Here is an 18477-nt window from a genome sequence, read left to right on the forward strand (position 1 = left end):
CTGTTATTCCAGCGACCGGATGGTAAGTCCATCGGCCTCGATACACTTCTTCGGTTTATTGACTGTATTTGCGTAGAGTTCCGCCCCGGTCAGCACTCCGGCGCGGCCGTCGACGAAACCGACCGCGCTTCGGCCACCATGTGCCAGATGAATCAGTCTCGTACTGCTGTTGCAGCAGTAAAAAGCCCAGTTTCCCCCTTTTCCGGCTTCTTTGTTGACTGCCACTGCATTGGTTGAATCCGCCACAAGCACAAACCGGGACGGCGCCTTGCACTGTTCCGGGACCAGCAACGACGCAATCGGATTGGAAGCCGAGCCGATGAAGCAGTCGCCGGAGCCGTTTTCCTTGAAGTAGTTCCGCTCCGAATCCTGATCAAAATGCGGCATTCCGACCACTGCATCGAATCTGGTGTTGAACTCCATGCGGCTGCTGTAGGAGTTTGAAGCGCAGACCAGCATCTCCGGCGGCAGATAGCCGAGATTGTAATCGGCGGTCCCCTTGACCAGAATATCAAAGAAGGCCCGATAACCGGTCGTCGGATTGGTCGGAGTCGAACACACCATGTATTTATAGTCATTCGCGTACAGGATCTGTGCCGTCATGAACTGTTTTTTCGCGGAAACGCACTTGACCTCCCGCGCTTTCTCCCGCGCCTTGTTCAGTGCAGGCAGCAGCATCGCCGCCAGAATCGCGATAATTGCAACAACAACCAGCAATTCAATAAGTGTGAATCGATTTTTCATGCTTTTCTCTCCTGTCGGTTGAAACGGTTGGATGGAGTCCGGCGGATTCTCCCCATGCCAGCACCGCGCATTTGCCGGTTTCTCCCGGAATGCGGAAACTTTCGTAGAGGTCCGCATAAGTCTGGGTCGCGCGTCCCCCCCTGCCGACCGGCAGCCGGTGGCCGAACTCCCACTCGTGGATCGGAATGAAACCGCAGCCGAACCGGCGGTACGTTTCCTGTACCGGATCGGGGCCGCTCTGGTAGAACGGGCTGGTCGCCATCACATCGATCTTCACGCCTTGCGATTCGATCCGATCGTAAATCGGCTTCAGCTCCTCCCAGTGATAGATGTCGCCGCGCACCAGCAGCGTGACACCGGGCTGGAACGTGACCGCATAGGCGCTGTTCGGAACATCCTCCTTGTCGGCCATACGCTGCGCTCCGCGATAGCAGCGGACGCCCTCCGCCTGAAATTCTTCGGCGGGAACGGCTCCGTCCAGCAGCCAGCGCCGCACCGCGTCGCCGGGCGCGACCACCGGCTTGCCGCGCATCAGCAGCGCGTCGGCGACCGCCAGCCCGAGGTGGTCGAGGTGTCCGTGCGTGTAGAACATGCGGCCGACCAGTTCGGCGAACTCCTCCACCAGCCCCGGCGAGAGCCGCAGCCGGGTGCGCCGCTCACAGGCCGGAGTGCAGCCTTCGTTCAGGTCGAACCCGGTCACGAGGCCGGTTTCATCCTTGACCAGAATCGCGGAACTGTACAGCTTCCACAGCCTGACGCCGGGCCCGTGCCAGGTGCGGACCTCCGCGATCACCCGGCGGCATTGTTCGTGATAGAACCGGTTCAGCACCGGATCGTTCTCCAGCTCCGGTTCGCTGAACAGCGCATCGAGCCGTTCCAGCAGCGGCAGGCGCGCGCTCCAGTTTTCCGGCGACGGCGGCACCCGGTCCAGCTGCCGCCGCGCTCCTTCCAACTCCTGCAGTTTCATCATCTGATTCCTTTCTCTTTTTCAATGCCGCGGAGCGCCGATGCTTTCGCGGCGGATCAACTGCGGCGGCAGCACTTCGACACTGCGGGGCAGCTCCGGGTGCGCCAGCCGGTTCAGCACCCGATCCACCAGCTTCCGGGCCAGTTCCTCCCGGCTGCCGTACCCGACCGAAGCGAGCGTCGGCACCAGCCGTCCGCACAGGCCGATGTCGTCGTGCCCGATCAGGCTCAGGTCATCCGGAATCCGCAGTCCGCACTCGTGCAGCCGCCGCATCAGCGTCACCGCGATGGTGTCGTTGTGGCAGAGCAGCGCGGTCGGCAGCCCGGCGCGGGAGGCGCGGCGCAGCGGGTCGAAAAAAGCCGGGTCGTCCACAAGCTCGTAAATCGCTTCGCTGCACACCGAAAATGTTTCCGGCAGCTCCATCCCGTATTCGCGCGCCAGCCGCGGCAGCAGCCGGGAGCGGTCGTCGCTTTCGTCATAGCCGTACCAGCCGATCCGGCGGTGTCCCAGCTCCCGGAGGCACTCCAGCGACAGGCGCAAGCCGGCCTCCGCATCCTGCACCACCGCATCGAATCTCGGGTCGCTGTGGAACAAACTGACCACCGGCAGGTCGAGCAGGTCCGGGAGCCACTGCGGCTCAAGGGTGATGATCGCGTCGAGGTTGTTGTCCAGCAGCAGCTTCGTCGCGGACTGCTGCTCCATGTCGCTGCTGAAGAACGCGAAGAGCGGCCGGTATCCGCGCCGGACGATCTCGGCGTGCAGCGTCGTCACCAGCTCCGCCCGGTAGAAGTTGTCGGAATAGGCCAGCGCCACGCCGATCGTGTTGGAACACCTCCGGCGCAGATCGGAAGCGGCCCGGTTCAGCCGGAATCCCGTCGCCGCCGCTTCCTGCCGCACCCGTTCCGCCAGCTCCGGCCGCACCCGCCCCTTGTCGCGGTTGTTCAGCACCAGCGAAACCGTCGACTGGGAAAGATTCAGCCGCCGCGCCAGCTCCGTCATCGTAATCGCCATGATTTCCATATCTCCCGGGATTCAATGTCACTGATTAAATCATACGTATGACATTATTAATTATACCAAACTCCCGCCGCTTTGTCAAGAGCAAAACGGAATTTATTGCCGAAAAAGAGACGGAAGAACCGGGAATGCCGGCTCCGTCACCGGAATTCCAGACAGCGCCGGCGGAAATGCAGGTAGTCGCGCCAGTTCACTTCGGACGGCACGCCGTGGTCGCAGGTCGGCACATAACCGCCGCGCTCGTACATCACCGGGAAGATCCGGTCCACCTCGCGGTCGATCGCGTCACGCCCCGCCGCCAGAATCCGCTTGTCGAAGCCGCCCTGAAACACCAGTTCGGGATACTTCCGCCCCAGTTCCACCGGGTCGCAGCCGGAAGCGACTTCCAACGGCGAAAAGACTTCGCAGCCGATTCCGTCGCGGTACAGCTCGATCACCGGGCGGCAGTCGCCGTCGGTATCCAGCTGCACGTAAAGGTGGCGCGACCGGTCCCGCTGGCGGGAGCGGATGTTGGCGAGCAGCTGCTGGTAATACGGGAACAGGAACTCCCGGATCATCTCCGGCGAAATCAGCGGCCCGTGGTTGTAGCAGATATCCTCGGCGAAGAACACCTCGTCGAACGTGACCGCCTGCTGATACCGCGCCGTCACCGCGTCGGCCAGCCGGAACCAGCCCTGCAGGCAGCGGTGGATCAGTTCCGGGTCGTCGTAGAATGCGTACAATACCTCCTCCGGCCCCATCAGGCTGCGCAGGTACATATAGCAGCCGATGATCCGCTGGGAGATCATCATCCCCGCCGCCTCCGCCTGCCGGGCCGCGTCGAGCGTCGCGTCGATCGCGGCGAGCCGCTCCGGGGTGGCGGGGTCCATCCGCCACAGCACCTGCTCCTCAAAACTCTTCCGGTCGGTCACCGGGTGCCCCACGTATTCCGGCATGAATCCCTGCCGTTTACCCTTGAAACAGAGCAGCCTGCGCCCGGCGTGATCCTGCACGATCTCGGTTTCGCCGCGCTCCTCCAGCACCTTCGTCTCAAATTGCGGGAAAAACTGCGCTTCGCACCATCCGAGCTGCCAAAGCTCAAACTGCCCCGGCGGATCGAACTGGAAAAACTCGTTCAAGTCGACATCCTGCGGCAGGCCGTCGGCGCGCCATGCGTCGAGGCACATCCACAGGCCGAAGGTTTTCTGGATCAGTCCGGTTCGCGGCACACGCGCGTAGGTGTCGCGGTATTTACGGATCATCGAAGCAGTTTCAGTCATCGCGGTTACCTTCATTTTTATAGACTGGGCATTTCATTTCTCTGAATACGGCACCCCCTTTGCCGGAAGCAAAGAGGTGATTGACAAAATTCACTTTTCAACGCATATTATGAAAACTCACTTCAACACAGGATCGACAGAATGAAACAGATTTTCAGATTTTACCCGCTTTTTCTGGCTCTCGGCATGTTGTTCGCTCCCGGCTGCGCCTCGCAGACGGTTCCTCCGCCGCCTGCCGCCCAGGCTCTCGTCGCGGCGCCGGATTATACGCAGCCCGGCAGCTGGGCGGTTCTGCCGGAGGCGGGGGCGGAACCGCAGCCTTTCGACGTGTTCTACGTCTATCCGACCGTGTTTGTCGATCCGGCGCATCCGGTGATGGACATCTCCGTGCCGAAGCTCCGGAACAAAGCGGAACTGATCGCCCGCGAGCATACCGGGATGTTTCAGGGGAAATTCAACGTGTTCGCCCCGCACTACCGCCAATGCGAGCTGAGCCGCGCGATGCCGGTGCTGGAAAAAGAACCGGTCGACCTGACCGTGCTGCAGCCCGGTTTCGACGATATCCGGCGCGCATTCCGCAACTTCCTCGCCAACCGCAACCACGGCCGCCCCTTCATCCTGATCGGCCACAGCCAGGGGGCGATGGCGCTGCTCGAACTGATGAAAACCGACCTGCCGGAAGGTTCCATCGCCCGCCGGAATCTGATCGCCGCCTATCTGCCCGGCTGGCCGGTCAGGCCTGCCGATCTGGCCGCATATCCGCAACTGCGCCCGGCGGCCGGCGAACTGGATACCGGCGTGGTGGTCAGCTGGAACACCGAAGCGCCGGGGACCGGTTATCCGGTCTTTGCCGGCGGCATCTGCATCAATCCGCTGAACTGGCGGACCGACGGCGTCCCCGCCGGGCGCGCCGCCAACCTCGGCGCGGTATTTTTCGACCGCACCGGAGCGGTCGAGCGCGAAATTCCGGGCTTCTGCGGCGCGGCGGTCGATGCGAAGCGCGGGACCGTCGTGGTCGACCTCGACGATCCCGCCCCTTATGAACTGGCCGCTTTCGGCAAGGGGGTGCTGCACCTCGGCGATATTCTGTTTTTCTATCGCAACCTTGCCGAAAACGCCGTCAGGCGCGCCCATGCCTTTCAGGCGGCGCACGCTTTGGAACGCTCCCCGGCGATTACCAGTGGATCAGCTCCTGGACGTTGACCGGGAGTCCGGTCTTCATTGAGATATTTGCGCCGATGCCGGTCAGGATCGACTTCGCGCCGTCGTGGTAGTCGGCGGCCAGGCCGAGCGGGTCCTCGTCGGCTCCGACGAAGACGTTGTGCAGCAGCTTGGCGTCGCCGCCGCCGTGCCCGGCGAGGCTTTCGCACTCGTAGTCGATCACCTGCGCCTTGCCCCAGTGCGGCTGGAAGATGATTTCCGGGATCAGTTCGGAGCGGTCCTGGCCGAGTTCGCGCATGCCGAACTGGCTCATGTCCTCTCCGGCTTCGCAGAAGGAGCGTTCGACCACATTGAATTCAAGGCGGCCCTTGGTGCCGTTGAAGACGATCCGGTAGCCTTCCCACGGGCAGTGCGCGCAGAGGCAGTAGGTCATCACGGCCTTGTTCTTGTAGCGGACCATCACGCTCATATTGTCCTCGATGTCGATGCCGTCGCCGAAGACGCTCTGGTCGCGGTAGTAGCCGTCTTCGGCTTCCGCGTTGTAGTAGAGCCCCATCATGGTTTCATCGTCGGGGTTGACCTTGAGCGCGAAGGGGTCTCTGGCGGCGATTTCGCTGTTGCGGGCGCGGGAATAGAACTGGGTGATGCCGCGCTTTTCCGCGTTGATCTTGCCGTAGAACTTCAGGTCGCCCATCGCGAAGACGGTGACCGGCTCGGAGTCGAGCCACCAGTTGACGAGGTCGAAGTGGTGGGTCGCCTTGTGAACCATCAGGCCGCCGCAGTTGGCCTTGTTGCGGTGCCAGCGGCGGAAGTAGTCCGCGCCGTGGTTGGTGTCGAGCAGCCACTCGAAGTGGACGCTGGTGATGTCGCCGACGGTGCCGGACTGCAGGATCTCCTTGACCTTGGAGTTGCGCGGCGCGTAACGGTAGTTGAACGTGACGGTCAGGTGGCGGCCGGTGCGCTTCTGGGTGTCGATGATCTGCTGGCACTTTTCGGCGTCGATGGTCATCGGCTTCTCGCTGATCACGTCGCAGCCGAGCTCCATCGCGCGGCAGGTGTACTGGTGGTGGGTGCGGTCCATGCTGGTCACGATCACCACGTCGGGACGGGTTTCGGCGATCATCCGGTCGAAGTCGGGGGCCTTGTAGGTCGGGACGTCGGGATGGTTGCCGCACTCTTTCTTCAGGAAGACCCGGTTGTAGAAGTCCATGCGCGCCTGGTTGGAATCACAGAATCCGACCAGCTCGGCCTGATCCTTGTAGGTGGTGCAGAGCGCTTTGATGTACATGCTGGACCGACCGCCGGTCCCGACGACTGCGTAACGTTTCTTGTTCATGAAAACAAACTCCTGGGTTATGTTTTAGGATTGCGTCTATTGGTTTCGGCTGCTCTCGCGTTCGAGCAGCCGGGTCGGCAGAATCATGCTCTCCGGGCGTTGCGGCTCGGAACAGGTCAGGATATCGACGGCGGCTTTCACCGTTTCATGGTCGGGGTGGGCGACGGTGGTCAGCGCCGGGATCGCAAAGGAACCCGCGCTGTCGTTGTCGAAACCGGCGACCAGAATGTCGCGGGGAATCCGCAGCCCGTGTTCGTGCGCATAGCGGTAGAAGCCGAGCGCCATGCGGTCGGTGTCGAAAAAGGCGGCGTCGGCTTTGAGCTTCACGAGTTCGTCGCCCGCCCGGTAGCCGTCCTGCAGCTCCAGCGCCCGGCAGCGGACCGTGAAGCTCTCCACCGGCAGCCCGGCCCGGCGGACCGCCTGCTCGAAGCCCGAGGCGCGCCCGACGGCGGAACCGGCGGCGACATGGGCGATCCGGCGGGCTCCCTGCCGGATCAGCGCGTCGACGGCGGCTTCGACTCCGCTGGCGCGGTCGGTCAGCAGCCGGTCGAACTCCTCGGCGTCCGGAGCGCAGTCGATGAAGATGAACCGCATCGGATAATTTTTCAGCATCGCCGGGTCCCACGTGGGCGGCCACGCCAGAAACAGGATGAACTCCACAAGGCCGCTCCATTCGCGCAGCAGCGCGTCGAGGTCGCCGCAGCTGGAGGGAAGCGCCCCGAGCAATGTATATCTGCCCTCGGCCCGCATCGCCTCTTCGAGCAGCCGCACCCGGCGCTGGCCGACTTCGCTGCCGAAGGTCTGGCCGGTGATGAGTCCGACGATCCGGCTGGAACGCTGCTTGAGGTTGCGGGCGGCGGCATTCGGCACATAATTGAGCGCGTGCGCGGCAGCCAGCACCCGTTCGGCGACCTCCCGCCGGACCGGGCCGTCGCCGCGCAGGGCGCGCCCGGTCGTCCGGATCGAAACTCCCGCCTTTTCCGCCACATCCTTCAGTGTCGCCGCCATTGCATTTCCTGTGTATCGTTTCTCTTGTGCCATCGTTGGCATTTGCCTATATTATACTCGAAGAGAATCGAAAAAGCAAGAGGGGAGGGTGGAAAAATAACGGATTTTTTCTCTTTTTTTCTTTCCGGCTCTTCCGGCGGTCAATCGGCTTGGGAAACCGTGTAACGCTGCTTTCCCGGCCCCTGCCGGAATTGCCGGTCGCAGAGGGTCAGCTCCGCTTCGACCGCGGCGGGAAGCGTCAGCTCAAACTCCAGTCGGCCGCCGTGCCTGCGCCAGCGGCACTCGACCTCGCCGCGCCCGGTCCGGCAGCGGGCCTGGAAGGAGTCCAGCTCCGCCGGAATGCACGGGGCGACCCGAAGCGGACCGCCTGCGGCAAATCCGGGCGTCAGGCGGATGCCGCCGAGGTACTCGAAGGCGAACGCGACGAAATCCCCGTACATGATGTGGTTCCACGACTGGCTCCCCTCCCAGTTTTCGAGCAGCGTGGTCGCGCCGGAGTCCAGCCAGTGCATCCAGCCGGGATAGCTGTGCTGGGTGAAAAAACGCCATGCCGTGTCGATATGGCCGTTCCGCGCCAGCGCGCGCGGCACGTATCTGGCCCCCTGAATGCCGAACTGCGCCTGACAGGAAACCTTGCGGGCCAGTTCCGCCAGCGCGGCGGCGGCCTGAAGGCGTTCGTGTTCGGGGACGAGGTCCATTTCCAGCGCCATGCCGAGCTCGGTCATCCCGCCGTTGCCCCACTCTCCGGCGGAATGGCGGAACCGGTGGAGCAGGGCGGTGCGCACCGCTGCCGCGCGCTGTTGCAGAGTCCGGCCGGTTTCCGCTTCTCCGAACAGCCCGGCGATGACGGCGGCGGTTTCGAGGTCGCGGATGTAGTAGGCGCTGGAGCTGAAACAGCGTTCCACGCGCCCCTCGATGCAGTTCGGGGCGCACCAGTCGGCAAGCCCGAAGTCGAGCAGCCCGTCCGCCTCCTCGCGCTCGCGGCAGTAATCGAGATAGCGGAGCATGGCCGGGAAGAATTTTTCCGGAACCCGCCGGTCGCCGGTGTGCAGATAGATCGACCACGGCAGCAGCACCAGCACGCTGTCCCAGGCCGGGCCGCTGCATCCGTTGAAGCCCCAGCCGCCGGTCGGGGCGATCGCGGGAAGCTGGCCGCTGGGCCGCTGGCTGTCGCAGAGGGTTTCGAGCCATTCGGAGTAGCTCGAAGCGGCGTCGAACAGGAACAGGCCGGTTTCGGCGGCCAGCAGCGCGTCGCCGGTCCAGCCGTTCTTTTCCCGCTGCGGGCAGTCGGTCGGGATGCCGGTGAAGTTGCCGAGGTAGGAGCGGACGGCGCACTCGGTGAGGCGGTTGAAGTTTTCGTCCGAAGTGCGGTATTCGCCGGTCCGCTCGAAAGCGCTGCATACGAATTGCGCTTCGACCGCGCACAGCTCCGCCGCCGGGTCGGAAAGCTCGATCACCGCATAACGGAAGCCGTGGTAGGTGAAACGGGGCCGCCAGCTTTCGCCTTCGGGGACTCCCGCCGCGGTATAGTGGTCGGTCTGGAATTCGCCGTCGAGGATGTATTGGGCGAGCCGTTCCGCATGGGGCTGTTCCGGCTGGCCGTCCGGCGCGAGCCGTTCGTAGTACCGGATGGTGAAGACGGTTCCGGCGGGGGCTTTGACCGTGATCCGGCACCAGCCGGTCAGGTTTTCGCCGAAGTCGGCGGTGATCCGGTTTCCCGTCCGGTCGAGCCGGACCGGTTCGAGCCGGCGCATCACCTGACAGCACGGCGCAGTCTGGCGGGTCAGGATTCCTCCCGGCGGGGCGGTGATCACCGCGCGTTCCCAGCCGGAGTCGTCGAAGCCGGGAAGCCGCCAGCCGGAAGGTTCAAGCCGGGCGTCATAGGTTTCGCCGTTGCGGAGCCCGTCGAACAGCAGCCCGCCGGTGGCGACTCGCCACGAGCGGTCGCTGGCCAGAAACAGTTCGCCGTCGATTTCCAGCTCGAACCGGAATTTCGGATAATCCCGCCACGGCGCCTTGTCGAAGTGCCAGACCTCATGGGTGTGGCAGTTGTACCAGCCGTTGCCGAGCACGGCGCTCCAGGTGGAGCGTTTCCCCGGAACCAGCCGGCCGGTCACGTCGATTTCCAGAAAACGGACCCGGCGGTCGAAAACGGAAACGGTCGGGGCCAGTTCGCTGCGGTCGATCCGGCCGCCGTCGAGCCGGAGGTCGCAGTAACCCGGCGCGGCGATCCGCACCAGCGCTTTGCGGAAAACAGCCGGGCAGTCGAATTCCCGCCGCAGGCAGGGAGCGGGCATTACTTCACTCTGAAAGGTCAATCCGGGCAGATCGCGTGTGATCCAGCGCGCCCGGCATTCCGGTTCGATTGACATGGTTACGGCCTCCTTTTTATTTAAACGTTTCAAAAAATCGGAAAAAAAGTCGTCCCGCCTCTTGACAAGCGTGACTGATTTTGGTATAATATAGGTATTGAAACGTTTAAATTGCAAGGCCGGATATCAAAATTTATGGCGATAACTCTGAATGAACTGGCGAAGCAGCTGGGGCTGTCGAATGCGACCGTGAGCATGGCGCTGCGGAATTCGCCGCGCATTGCCGCGGATACCCGGGAGCGGGTGCGGAAGCTGGCCGGCGAACTGAATTATGTGCCGAACAACTTCGGGCGCGGATTGCAGTCGAGGCGCAGCTGGCTGCTCGGCTATATGCTCGGCACCGTGACCCGTTCCTTTCTGAATGAGCTGCTGGAAACGGTCGGATTCGCTTCGATGTACGACGGCTACGGGCTGCTGACCGGGTGGGTGCCGGATACGCCGGAGGCGTTCCGTTCCCAGTTGCACCTGATGCTGGAGAAAAATGTGGATGCGCTGATTTTCACCCTGACCGGCGAACTGGTCTATCCGCATATCCCGCTGCTGCGGGCGCACAGGAAGCCGTTTATTTTCTGCTCCTGCTACTGCCCGCCGGAGTACGACTCCGTGGTCGGCGATCACTACCTCGGCGGACGCATGGCGCTGGAACATCTGGCGGAAGCCGGGCATCGGGCGGTGCTGGTCAGCGAATGCCGGTCGCTGGAAGAGCGTCTGCGCGGTTATTCCGACGCCGCCCGCGAACGGGAGGTGACGCTGCATTGCTACCGGAGCAGCAGGGAGATTCCGGCGATGCTCGACGCGATGCCGGAGGTGACCGCCATAGCCGCCTTCAGCGATGCCGAAGCATTGGAAATCCGGCACCTGCTGCAGGATTCGGGCAGGTCCGTGCCGGGGGACGTGTCGCTGATCGGCTACGATGGAGCGTGGTTCACGCAGGAGCGGGAATTCAGCCTGACGACGGTGGCGCAGCCGGTTCAGGAGATCGGCCGGAGCACCTACCGGCGGCTGACGGAGATATTGGCGGGTGACAGCGACCCCCGGCAGATTCTGCTGGCTCCGTCGCTGCGCCCGGGCGCCAGCGTGGCGCCGCCAAAGACAGGGAAATAAGCGGACGGCAAGGTGCCGCTGCCGGGTACGCGCTCTACGCCCTTCGGGGTTGCGCGGCGGCTGGCACAGGCAAGCGAAGGTTGGTCTCCATAACCACTTACGCGGCGCACAATAAGCGCGGCAAGCGCCGCGAACGAATGTGAGGGAATTATTTTGCGGCAGCGAAATACCGAGGAACGATAGTGACGAAGCCCCTCTGGCGTAGTGAGCGCAGCGAACGTGAAGGGTTGGCCGCCGCAGGCGGACAAGTAAGCGGCGAAGCCGCGTCCGCGAGCGGAACTGCTCCGAAAGTCCGCGTGAGTTCAAATCCGGACGGGGAGGTCCGGAGGGCGCAACCGGGCCCTCCGGAGCCATCCGCAGGCTGGAGGCCCGGTGCTCACTACCCTCCGGGCAGCTTGCCTGTTCTTGATGCAATGCAAAGTTGAATATAGCGGAGCGGGAGCAAGCCGTTCCGGCTCCGCACTCCAAGGTTGATATCGGACGGCATTGGGTTGGATAAGTAAACATCACATTTGAGTTGTTCCTGTAGCAGCCTTTGAAAGAAACACAACGGAGGTAAAAATGCGTAGCAAACGAAAGAAAAAGCAAATGCAACAAGGAAAACACTCTGCACGTAAGCGGTATAAATTCACATTGATTGAGCTGCTTGTAGTGATCGCGATTATCGCGATTCTGGCTTCGATGCTGCTGCCGGCGTTGAACAAGGCGCGGGACCGGGCGCGCGCGACGTCATGCGTGAATAATATGAAGAATCTGGGACAGGCGTTCATGTTCTATTTTCAGGGGAACGAGGATTACTATCCGAACTACGAATCGCCCGATACGTTCTGGGCGCGGCAGGTGATGGAGTCGATGAATATCGTGAATACCACCAATACGGTCAAAGGGATGCTGCTCTGCCCGGCGGCGTCGCAGAAACCGAACGGCGAACGGAACTGGAATGTCCATGACGCCGCCTACGGCTATAACTATACCGGCCTGGGCGACTATGCGGGCGGGGTGATCGTGAAGGTGTCGCGGCTGCGGCGGCCGAGCATCATGACGGTTGCCGCCGACAGCCGCGACGATTGGAACAACGATGCCTTTCACGGTCTGATCGCGGGGGAGAGTACGCCGTATGTGATTTCGCAGCGGCATAACGAAGGCTCCAACGTGCTTTTCGGCGACGGCAGCGTGCGGGGATTCCGCTACGGGGAATTTTATGGAAAAATCGACAACGGGGAACTTCTGTTTCTGAATAAGTAAATGTAAAAGGAAAATGATTATGTGGAAAAAACTGCTTCCGGTCTTCACCCTGTGCGGCGCTGCGGCGATCGCCGCCGACTACAATGTGCTCGATCACGGCCTCAAGGCGGACGGGCGCTCCGACAATACCGCCGCGATGGCGGCGCTGCTGGCGAAAACCGCGCCGGGCGACACCATCCGTTTTCCCGGCGGAACCTATTTCTTCACCGGCGACATCAGGCTGGACGGAACCGGCCTGACGCTTGACGGCAGCGGCACGATCCTGTTTGAACACAAGGACGACGATCCGGCGTGGAACGACAACCGCAAAATCAACATCACCGGTAAAAAGATCGCGGTGCGGAATCTGAAGGTCACTTCGACCGCCAAGACCCGCAGCGCGGTGTACGGGCTGGTCAGCTGCTTCGACGCGGATGACGTCCGCATCGAAAACCTTGAAATCTACAATTCACCTTCGACGGCGATCTATACGATCCACTCTTCGCGGATCTGGATTCTGAACAACTTCGTTCACGACCAGTGGGCGGACGGCATCCATGTTTCGCGCGGTTCGGACCAGGTCCTGATCCACGGCAACGTGATCGAACGCAACGGCGACGACGGGATCGGCGTGGTCTCCTACCACGGGCCGGAGCCGTGGAACCGGCACCCGCGGAACAACCGCATCATCATGACCGACAACATCATCAGCCGCACTCCGGCGCGCGGCATCTGCGCCAGCGGCGGCAACCTGACCATCCGCGGCAATATCATTTCGCAGACCGGCAAGGCCGGGATCATCTGTACCGCCGAAGGGTGGATTTCCGCGTATACATTGATCGAGGGCAATACCGTCTTCGACGTCGGGACCGCTGAAAAGTACGGCTTCGACTTCTACGATACGCGCGGCACGCGCTCCGGCATTCACGTGCAGTACAACCGGGATATGATGATCCTGAACAATATGATCTACAATGCCCGGCAGGGGTGCGGCATCTCGGTGACTTCGTCGCCGGATGTGACGGTTTCCGGCAACCGGATCACGAACTGCGTGCGCGGCATCCAGGCCGATATCCCGGCCGCTTTCGGGACGGGGGAGAAATTCAATCCGGAGTGGCTCCGGGAGATGTACGGCGACAAGAGCTATCAGGCGGTCGGGGATATCCCCGGCTGCGACAATCTGACGGTCAGCGGCAACACGGTGCGCGACTGTATGACGGACGGCATCTGGGTTTCCGGCCTGAAAGATCGTCCCAACATGAATGTGGTGGTCAGCGGCAACATTCTCGGAGGCAACAACCGATCGAAACAGCCGAATGTCCGCGACGTGTGGAGCGCGTATTGCACCAGCCTGACCATGAGCGGCAATATCTCGCAGGGCGGCGATGGGGCTCCGCTCTCTCCGGTGCAGGGGAGCGCCGGGTGTACCGCAAACGCGCCCCGCTGAGAAAGGAAGTGGAACATGGCGTGTCAGCCTTTGATCAGCGGCATCATGCTCAGCCTCGGGCCGAACAGCTTTGCCGACAGCAGTTACCTGTACCGGATGGGCGCCGGGGAGTGGCGGGCCGAACTTGACGCGATGCAGCGTTTCGGTATCGACTGGCTCGGCTGCTGGTCCGGATTGGAAACGTGCGTGGAACGCCGGGCGGCGGTGCCCGGCGGCGACCTGATCGGTTTCCTGCTCCGCGAGGCGGAAGAGAGGAATATGCGCCTGAGCCTCTCCTGCGGCTTCTGCCCGGGGTGGTGGGAGGAGTGGAACCTGCCGAAGGCGCTGGCGTTCACCGGCCGCAGCATTGAACGGCTGCGGCGGCGGTACGGTGCGTTCCGGTCATTCGATTCGTGGTATCTGGACTATGAAATCTATCTGCGCTGGGGCGAAGAAGCGGAGCAAATGGCGGAACTTTACCGTGGAGTGACGGCGTACTGTCACGAGGCGGACCGGCGGCCGGTGATGGTTTCGCCGTTTTTCCAGCCGGACACCTCGGGGCGCTGCGGCGTATTCCGTTACGGGGAACCGGCGGAATATTATCCCTTCTGGCGCGACCTGCTGGCGGGGAGCGGCATCGATATTCTGGCGCTGCAGGACAACGGCGGCCAGCACCTCGGCTGCTTCGGCGACGGCGAACGGCTGCCCTTCATCCGCGAAGTGACCCGGGCGTGCCGGGATGCGGGCGTGCGCTACTGGGGAAATGTGGAGTCCGGCGAGCTGCCGGTCGCGAGTGTCGACGCGTTTGCGGAGCGCTACGGCGCGGGGGGCGATGTGAACGACCGCCGCATCCGTCCGGACTGGCGGGCCGTGCCTCTGCCGAAGCTGGAACGGAAGCTGGAGCTCGCCGCGCGCGACGCGGAGAAGATCATGAGCTGGGGGTACATGGAGTTCTTCCGCCCTGGAGGCGGCGCGGAAAACCGGCGCAACTATCAGGCGTACTGTTCTTACCGCGACAGCGTGCGCGGCGTCGAAGTGGAAAGTGCTTCTTCAGAGCTGCTTGCTGCCGGAAGCGTCTGAAAAACGGCTTTCTATAATCGAAATTGAAAAAAACAGCCTGCCCCGGCAATCCAGCGGCAGGCTGTTGAGTTGAAATATTACCGGTGGATATCCACCACGCTGCCGCCGAACAAGTCGACGACCTCATGGATGAAGGGATCATTGACCGCCTCCTCCAGCGCCTTCGGATTGTCGTTGGCGATGCTGTGGCGCTTCTTGCGGCCGGGGGCGTCCAGATCGGATTCCTCCGTCACCTGCGCGGCCAGCACCTCCGGCATTTGATTCGGGGGAGCAGGTTCGGGTTCGGCTTCCGGCTCTTCCGCCGGTTCCGGGACAGGCTGCCGTTCCACGGCCGGCGGGGCAGGGGAAGCCGGTTCTTCCTCCGGAGGCTCCGGGGAAGGCGCGGAAAGAGGCCGGATGGGCTCGACCGGTTCGGATTCGGGTTCCGGTGCCGCCGGCGCCTGTTCCGGCAGCTGCGGAGCCGGAACAGGCTCCGCTGTGACCGGCATGGGAGCAGCCTGCGGTTCCGGCGCAGGTTCCGGAGGAACCGGAGCAGGGGCGCTTTCCACGGCAGCAGGCTGCGGCATGGGGGCCGGTGCTGCCGGAGGCGGCGCAACTTCCGTCGCGGCCGGTTCCGGCGCGGGTTCCTGCGGAGCCGGGGGAGGAGTGGCCCTTGCGGCAGGTGCCGGCGCGGGAGCCGGTGCTTCCGGCTGCGGTTTCAGAGGCTCGATTTCGGCGGCCTCGGTCCGCTTGACTACCGGGGGGAGCTGGTCGATGAACTTCAATTCTCCGGCGGTGCGCAACTGGTTCAGGCGCGCCAGCAGGTCGTCGATGCGGACCGCATGGGCTTCGCGCATCGATTTCAGCAGGATCGTTTCCAGATAGACCTGCTTGTTCAGGGCGTCGTGCAGTACGCGGCCCACCGGAGCGATGATTTCCAGCAGTATCTGAATGGTGTCCGGCTTCGCGAGCGCCGCCAGCTTGCGGTAGCGTGCCACCGCTTCCTCGCCTTCGTCGATCAGGTCGGAGGGATCGGGCAGGATCGCGCAGAGCTGCACCGCGCGCATCGCTTCAAGCAGGTCGTCGAACAACGTTTCGAGATTTTTCCCTTTCCGGGCCAGCCGCGACACGATTGAGACCACTTCGCCGGGGGCATTGCGCAGCATTGCGACCATCAGCGCGTCGAGATCGGTCCGGTCGGTCAACCCGAAGAGCGACAGCACCTGTTCCCCGGTGATCGGCGTATCGTCGCCCTGGGAGAAGAACGCGATCATCTGGTCGAGCAGGCTCTGGGCGTCGCGCATGCCGCCCTCGGCGGCCCGGGCGATCGCGCCGATCGCGCTGTCGTTGATCTTCACTTGCTCGGAGTCGCAGATCAGCCGCAGCCGCTCCGTGATCAGCCGGGTCGGGATCGGCAGCAGATCGAACCGCTGGCAGCGCGAAATGATCGTCGGCAGGACCTGATGGACTTCGGTGGTCGCAAAGATGAACTTCACATGGGCGGGCGGCTCCTCCACCGTTTTCAACAGCACGTTCCACGCCTGCTTGGAGAGCATGTGGACTTCGTCGATGATGTAGATTTTGTAGCGGCCGCCGACCGGCTGGGTCAGCACGTCTTCGGCCAGTTCGCGCATATCGCCGGTGGTGTTGCGGCTGGCGGCGTCCACCTCCATCACGTCGAGGCTGCGCTCCTCCGCGATCGCACGGCAGGATTCGCAGCGGCAGCACGGCTCGCCGTCCTGCGGATCGAGACAGTTCATCGCCTTGGCGAAGATGCGCGCGAGCGTGGTCTTGCCGACGCCGCGCGGGCCGACGAAAAGATAGGCATGCGCGGTGCGCTGCTGGCGGATCGCGTTTTCCAGCGTCCGCACCACATGCTGCTGACCGACCACGTCACCGAAGCGCTGCGGCCGCCATTTGCGGGCTATGACCTGGTATTCACTCATGGGCGCACCTCAAGCGCGGTTTCCACCGCTTCGCGCTGCATCGCGAAAACCTGTTTGAGACCATGCTCGGCAAGGTCGATCAGTTCGTTGAGCCGGGCGCGGGAGAAAGGTTCCCCTTCGGCGGTTCCCTGCACCTCCACGAGTTTGCCGGATTCGGTCATCACCACATTCATATCGACTTCGGCATTGGAGTCCTCCTCGTAGCAGAGGTCGAGCATCGGAACCCCGCCGATCACGCCGACGCTGATCGCGGCCACACTCTCTTTGAACGGGTTTTCCGGGAAAATGCCTTTGGCGACTCCCCGGCGGCATGCGATCGCCAGCGCGGTCGCCGCGCCGGTGATGCCGGCGCAGCGGGTGCCGCCGTCGGCGTCGATCACGTCGCAGTCGAGATAGGCGGTGTTTTCGCCGAGCTTCAGGAGGTCGGCGGACATCCGCAGCGAGCGGCCGATCAGGCGCTGGATTTCGACGGTGCGCCCGCCCTGCTTGCCGGCGCTGGATTCGCGCTTCATCCGGTCGTGGGTGGAGGCCGGGAGCATTCCGTATTCGCAGGTGATCCAGCCGCCGGGAACCTTCCGGTTTTTCATCCACGCCGGGACCTTCGCATCGATGCTGACCGCGCAGACCACCCTGGTGCCGCCGTTCCGGATCAGCACCGAAGCGAGCGGATGCGACAGATAGTCGGGAGTGATCACGATTTTGCGAAGTTCATCCGGAGCGCGTCCGTCGATACGAGCCATAAAAAACCTCCACCAGCACAAGAGATGTTAAATTCCGAAACGGGCGGCTGTGCGCCGCATCAAAAAGAGTCGCCGGGTCAGATTACTCGTGGCCTGTCAAAAAATCGCGTAGAGCTGCTTGGTTCCCCACCTGACTCGGTTGGCACTTTTGACAACGCACGGGGTCCGGCCCGGCGACAACAAATTTTCGATTGTTCCCTTACTGTACCCTACTTTTTGAAAAAATCAAGGAGCAATCCGAGTTCTTTGCGCAAATTTTTCCGTTCGACCACTCGGTCGATCAGCCCTTTTTCCAACAGGAATTCGGCGGTCTGGAAGCCTTCGGGCAGTTTGGAGTTGGTGGTCTCCTGAATCACGCGGGGACCGGCGAAGCCGATCATGGCTCCCGGTTCGGCGATAATCACGTCGCCGACCGCCGCAAAACTCGCGGTCACGCCGCCGTAGGTCGGATTGGTCAGGATCGCGAAGTAAGGCAGCCCGGCTTCGGCATGGCGCTCCAGCGCGGCGCAGGTCTTGGCCATCTGCATCAGGCTCATGATTCCCTCCTGCATGCGGGCGCCGCCGGAAGCGGTCACGATCACCACCGGCAGTTTCGCGGCGGTCGCGGCTTCCACCAGCCGGGTGATTTTTTCGCCGACCACGGAGCCCATCGAAGCGCCCATGAAACGGAAATCCATCACACCGAGCATATAGGGACGGCCGTCCAGTTTCGCGGAGCCGCAGACGATCGCGTCGTTGAGCCGGGTTTTCTTCTCGTTTTCTTCGAGACGGGCCGTGTAGGGCTTGGAATCGGTGAAGTGCAGGAAGTCCACGGACTTGAGATCAGCGTCCATTTCAGCGAAGCTGTCAGGATCGGTCAGCGATACGATGCGGGAGTGCGCGTCCATCGAAAGGTGGCAGTTGCAGTACCAGCAGACGAGAAGGTTGTCCGCGAGGCGGTCCGTGTAGAGCGTCTGTCCGCAATTCTTGCATTTCACCCACGAACCGTCGGGAATGACCATTTTGCGCTCTCCGCTGGTCGGCATCCGCAAAGTCGAATACTTGCCGCTGCTGAATAATGACATAAAAGTTTACAACTCCAGTTAACCACAACTCAATCCGGACCGGTTCCCAT

The 18477-nt window shown here is 62.7% G+C and carries 15 protein-coding genes and 1 other RNA gene; 5 read left to right on the plus strand and 11 right to left on the minus strand.

Features of this window, described 5'->3' with window-relative positions:
* Positions 1-3: 3 nt before the first annotated feature.
* The 4 genes from C8D82_RS22030 to C8D82_RS01420 all read right to left on the minus strand — a co-directional run bounded on the left by C8D82_RS22030 (position 4) and on the right by C8D82_RS01420 (position 3987).
* The gene (locus tag C8D82_RS22030) at positions 4-744 is read right to left on the minus strand and encodes a type II secretion system protein (protein WP_116882478.1); all 741 of its coding nucleotides are present in this window, start codon (positions 742-744) and stop codon (positions 4-6) included.
* Complete coding sequence (locus C8D82_RS01410) at positions 719-1714, minus strand: MBL fold metallo-hydrolase (protein ID WP_133245008.1); 996 nt, start codon at positions 1712-1714, stop codon at positions 719-721. Before C8D82_RS01410 ends, C8D82_RS22030 begins: the two co-directional genes overlap by 26 nt.
* An 18-nt stretch (positions 1715-1732) precedes the next feature.
* The gene (locus C8D82_RS01415; protein ID WP_165832761.1) at positions 1733-2722 is read right to left on the minus strand and encodes a LacI family DNA-binding transcriptional regulator; all 990 of its coding nucleotides are present in this window, start codon (positions 2720-2722) and stop codon (positions 1733-1735) included.
* Positions 2723-2868: 146 nt separating this feature from the next.
* Positions 2869-3987 carry a uroporphyrinogen decarboxylase family protein gene (locus C8D82_RS01420; RefSeq protein WP_207776047.1) on the minus strand — a complete coding sequence of 373 codons (1119 nt, stop codon included), beginning with the start codon at positions 3985-3987 and terminating at the stop codon, positions 2869-2871.
* 141 nt (positions 3988-4128) lie between these two features.
* Here C8D82_RS01420 and C8D82_RS01425 point away from each other — a divergent pair, with 141 nt between their 5' ends.
* On the plus strand, positions 4129-5190 hold the full coding sequence (locus C8D82_RS01425; RefSeq protein ID WP_116882482.1) for a DUF3089 domain-containing protein: 1062 nt from the start codon (positions 4129-4131) through the stop codon (positions 5188-5190).
* Here C8D82_RS01425 and C8D82_RS01430 read toward each other — a convergent pair.
* From C8D82_RS01430 to C8D82_RS01440, 3 genes are all read right to left on the minus strand, one after another.
* Positions 5162-6484, minus strand: a complete 1323-nt coding sequence (locus C8D82_RS01430; protein WP_116882483.1) for a Gfo/Idh/MocA family protein — start codon at positions 6482-6484, stop codon at positions 5162-5164. The genes C8D82_RS01425 and C8D82_RS01430 overlap by 29 nt on opposite strands.
* Before the next feature lie 36 nt (positions 6485-6520).
* Positions 6521-7492 carry a LacI family DNA-binding transcriptional regulator gene (locus C8D82_RS01435; protein ID WP_165832762.1) on the minus strand — a complete coding sequence of 324 codons (972 nt, stop codon included), beginning with the start codon at positions 7490-7492 and terminating at the stop codon, positions 6521-6523.
* Positions 7493-7632: 140 nt separating this feature from the next.
* Positions 7633-9864 carry an alpha-L-rhamnosidase gene (locus C8D82_RS01440; RefSeq protein ID WP_116882485.1) on the minus strand — a complete coding sequence of 744 codons (2232 nt, stop codon included), beginning with the start codon at positions 9862-9864 and terminating at the stop codon, positions 7633-7635.
* 135 nt (positions 9865-9999) lie between these two features.
* On the opposite strand from C8D82_RS01440, the gene C8D82_RS01445 reads away from it, so the two are divergent.
* The 4 genes from C8D82_RS01445 to C8D82_RS01460 all read left to right on the plus strand — a co-directional run bounded on the left by C8D82_RS01445 (position 10000) and on the right by C8D82_RS01460 (position 14698).
* Positions 10000-10968: a LacI family DNA-binding transcriptional regulator gene (locus tag C8D82_RS01445; RefSeq protein ID WP_116882486.1), complete on the plus strand. Its 969-nt coding sequence runs from the start codon at positions 10000-10002 to the stop codon at positions 10966-10968.
* Positions 10969-11556: 588 nt separating this feature from the next.
* Positions 11557-12213: a prepilin-type N-terminal cleavage/methylation domain-containing protein gene (locus C8D82_RS01450; protein WP_116882487.1), complete on the plus strand. Its 657-nt coding sequence runs from the start codon at positions 11557-11559 to the stop codon at positions 12211-12213.
* A gap of 19 nt (positions 12214-12232) precedes the next feature.
* Positions 12233-13639 carry a right-handed parallel beta-helix repeat-containing protein gene (locus C8D82_RS01455; protein WP_165832763.1) on the plus strand — a complete coding sequence of 469 codons (1407 nt, stop codon included), beginning with the start codon at positions 12233-12235 and terminating at the stop codon, positions 13637-13639.
* A 15-nt stretch (positions 13640-13654) separates the two neighbouring features.
* Positions 13655-14698, plus strand: coding sequence for a DUF4434 domain-containing protein (locus C8D82_RS01460; RefSeq protein WP_116882489.1), 1044 nt, complete (start codon positions 13655-13657; stop codon positions 14696-14698).
* A 77-nt stretch (positions 14699-14775) separates the two neighbouring features.
* Here C8D82_RS01460 and dnaX read toward each other — a convergent pair whose 3' ends face one another.
* The 4 genes from dnaX to accD all read right to left on the minus strand — a co-directional run bounded on the left by dnaX (position 14776) and on the right by accD (position 18427).
* Positions 14776-16623: a DNA polymerase III subunit gamma/tau gene (gene dnaX / locus C8D82_RS01465; protein ID WP_116882490.1), complete on the minus strand. Its 1848-nt coding sequence runs from the start codon at positions 16621-16623 to the stop codon at positions 14776-14778.
* A complete protein-coding gene (gene rph, locus C8D82_RS01470; protein WP_116882491.1) occupies positions 16620-17363 on the minus strand; it encodes a ribonuclease PH in 744 nt (247 codons plus the stop codon). Before rph ends, dnaX begins: the two co-directional genes overlap by 4 nt.
* A gap of 72 nt (positions 17364-17435) precedes the next feature.
* Positions 17436-17534: signal recognition particle sRNA small type (gene ffs, locus C8D82_RS01475), an RNA gene on the minus strand.
* 38 nt (positions 17535-17572) lie between these two features.
* Complete coding sequence (accD, locus tag C8D82_RS01480) at positions 17573-18427, minus strand: acetyl-CoA carboxylase, carboxyltransferase subunit beta (RefSeq protein ID WP_116882492.1); 855 nt, start codon at positions 18425-18427, stop codon at positions 17573-17575.
* Between the last annotated feature and the right edge of the window lie 50 nt (positions 18428-18477).

Origin of the sequence: Victivallis vadensis, from assembly GCF_003096415.1 — a bacterium.
Classification (GTDB): Bacteria; Verrucomicrobiota; Lentisphaeria; order Victivallales; family Victivallaceae; genus Victivallis; species Victivallis vadensis.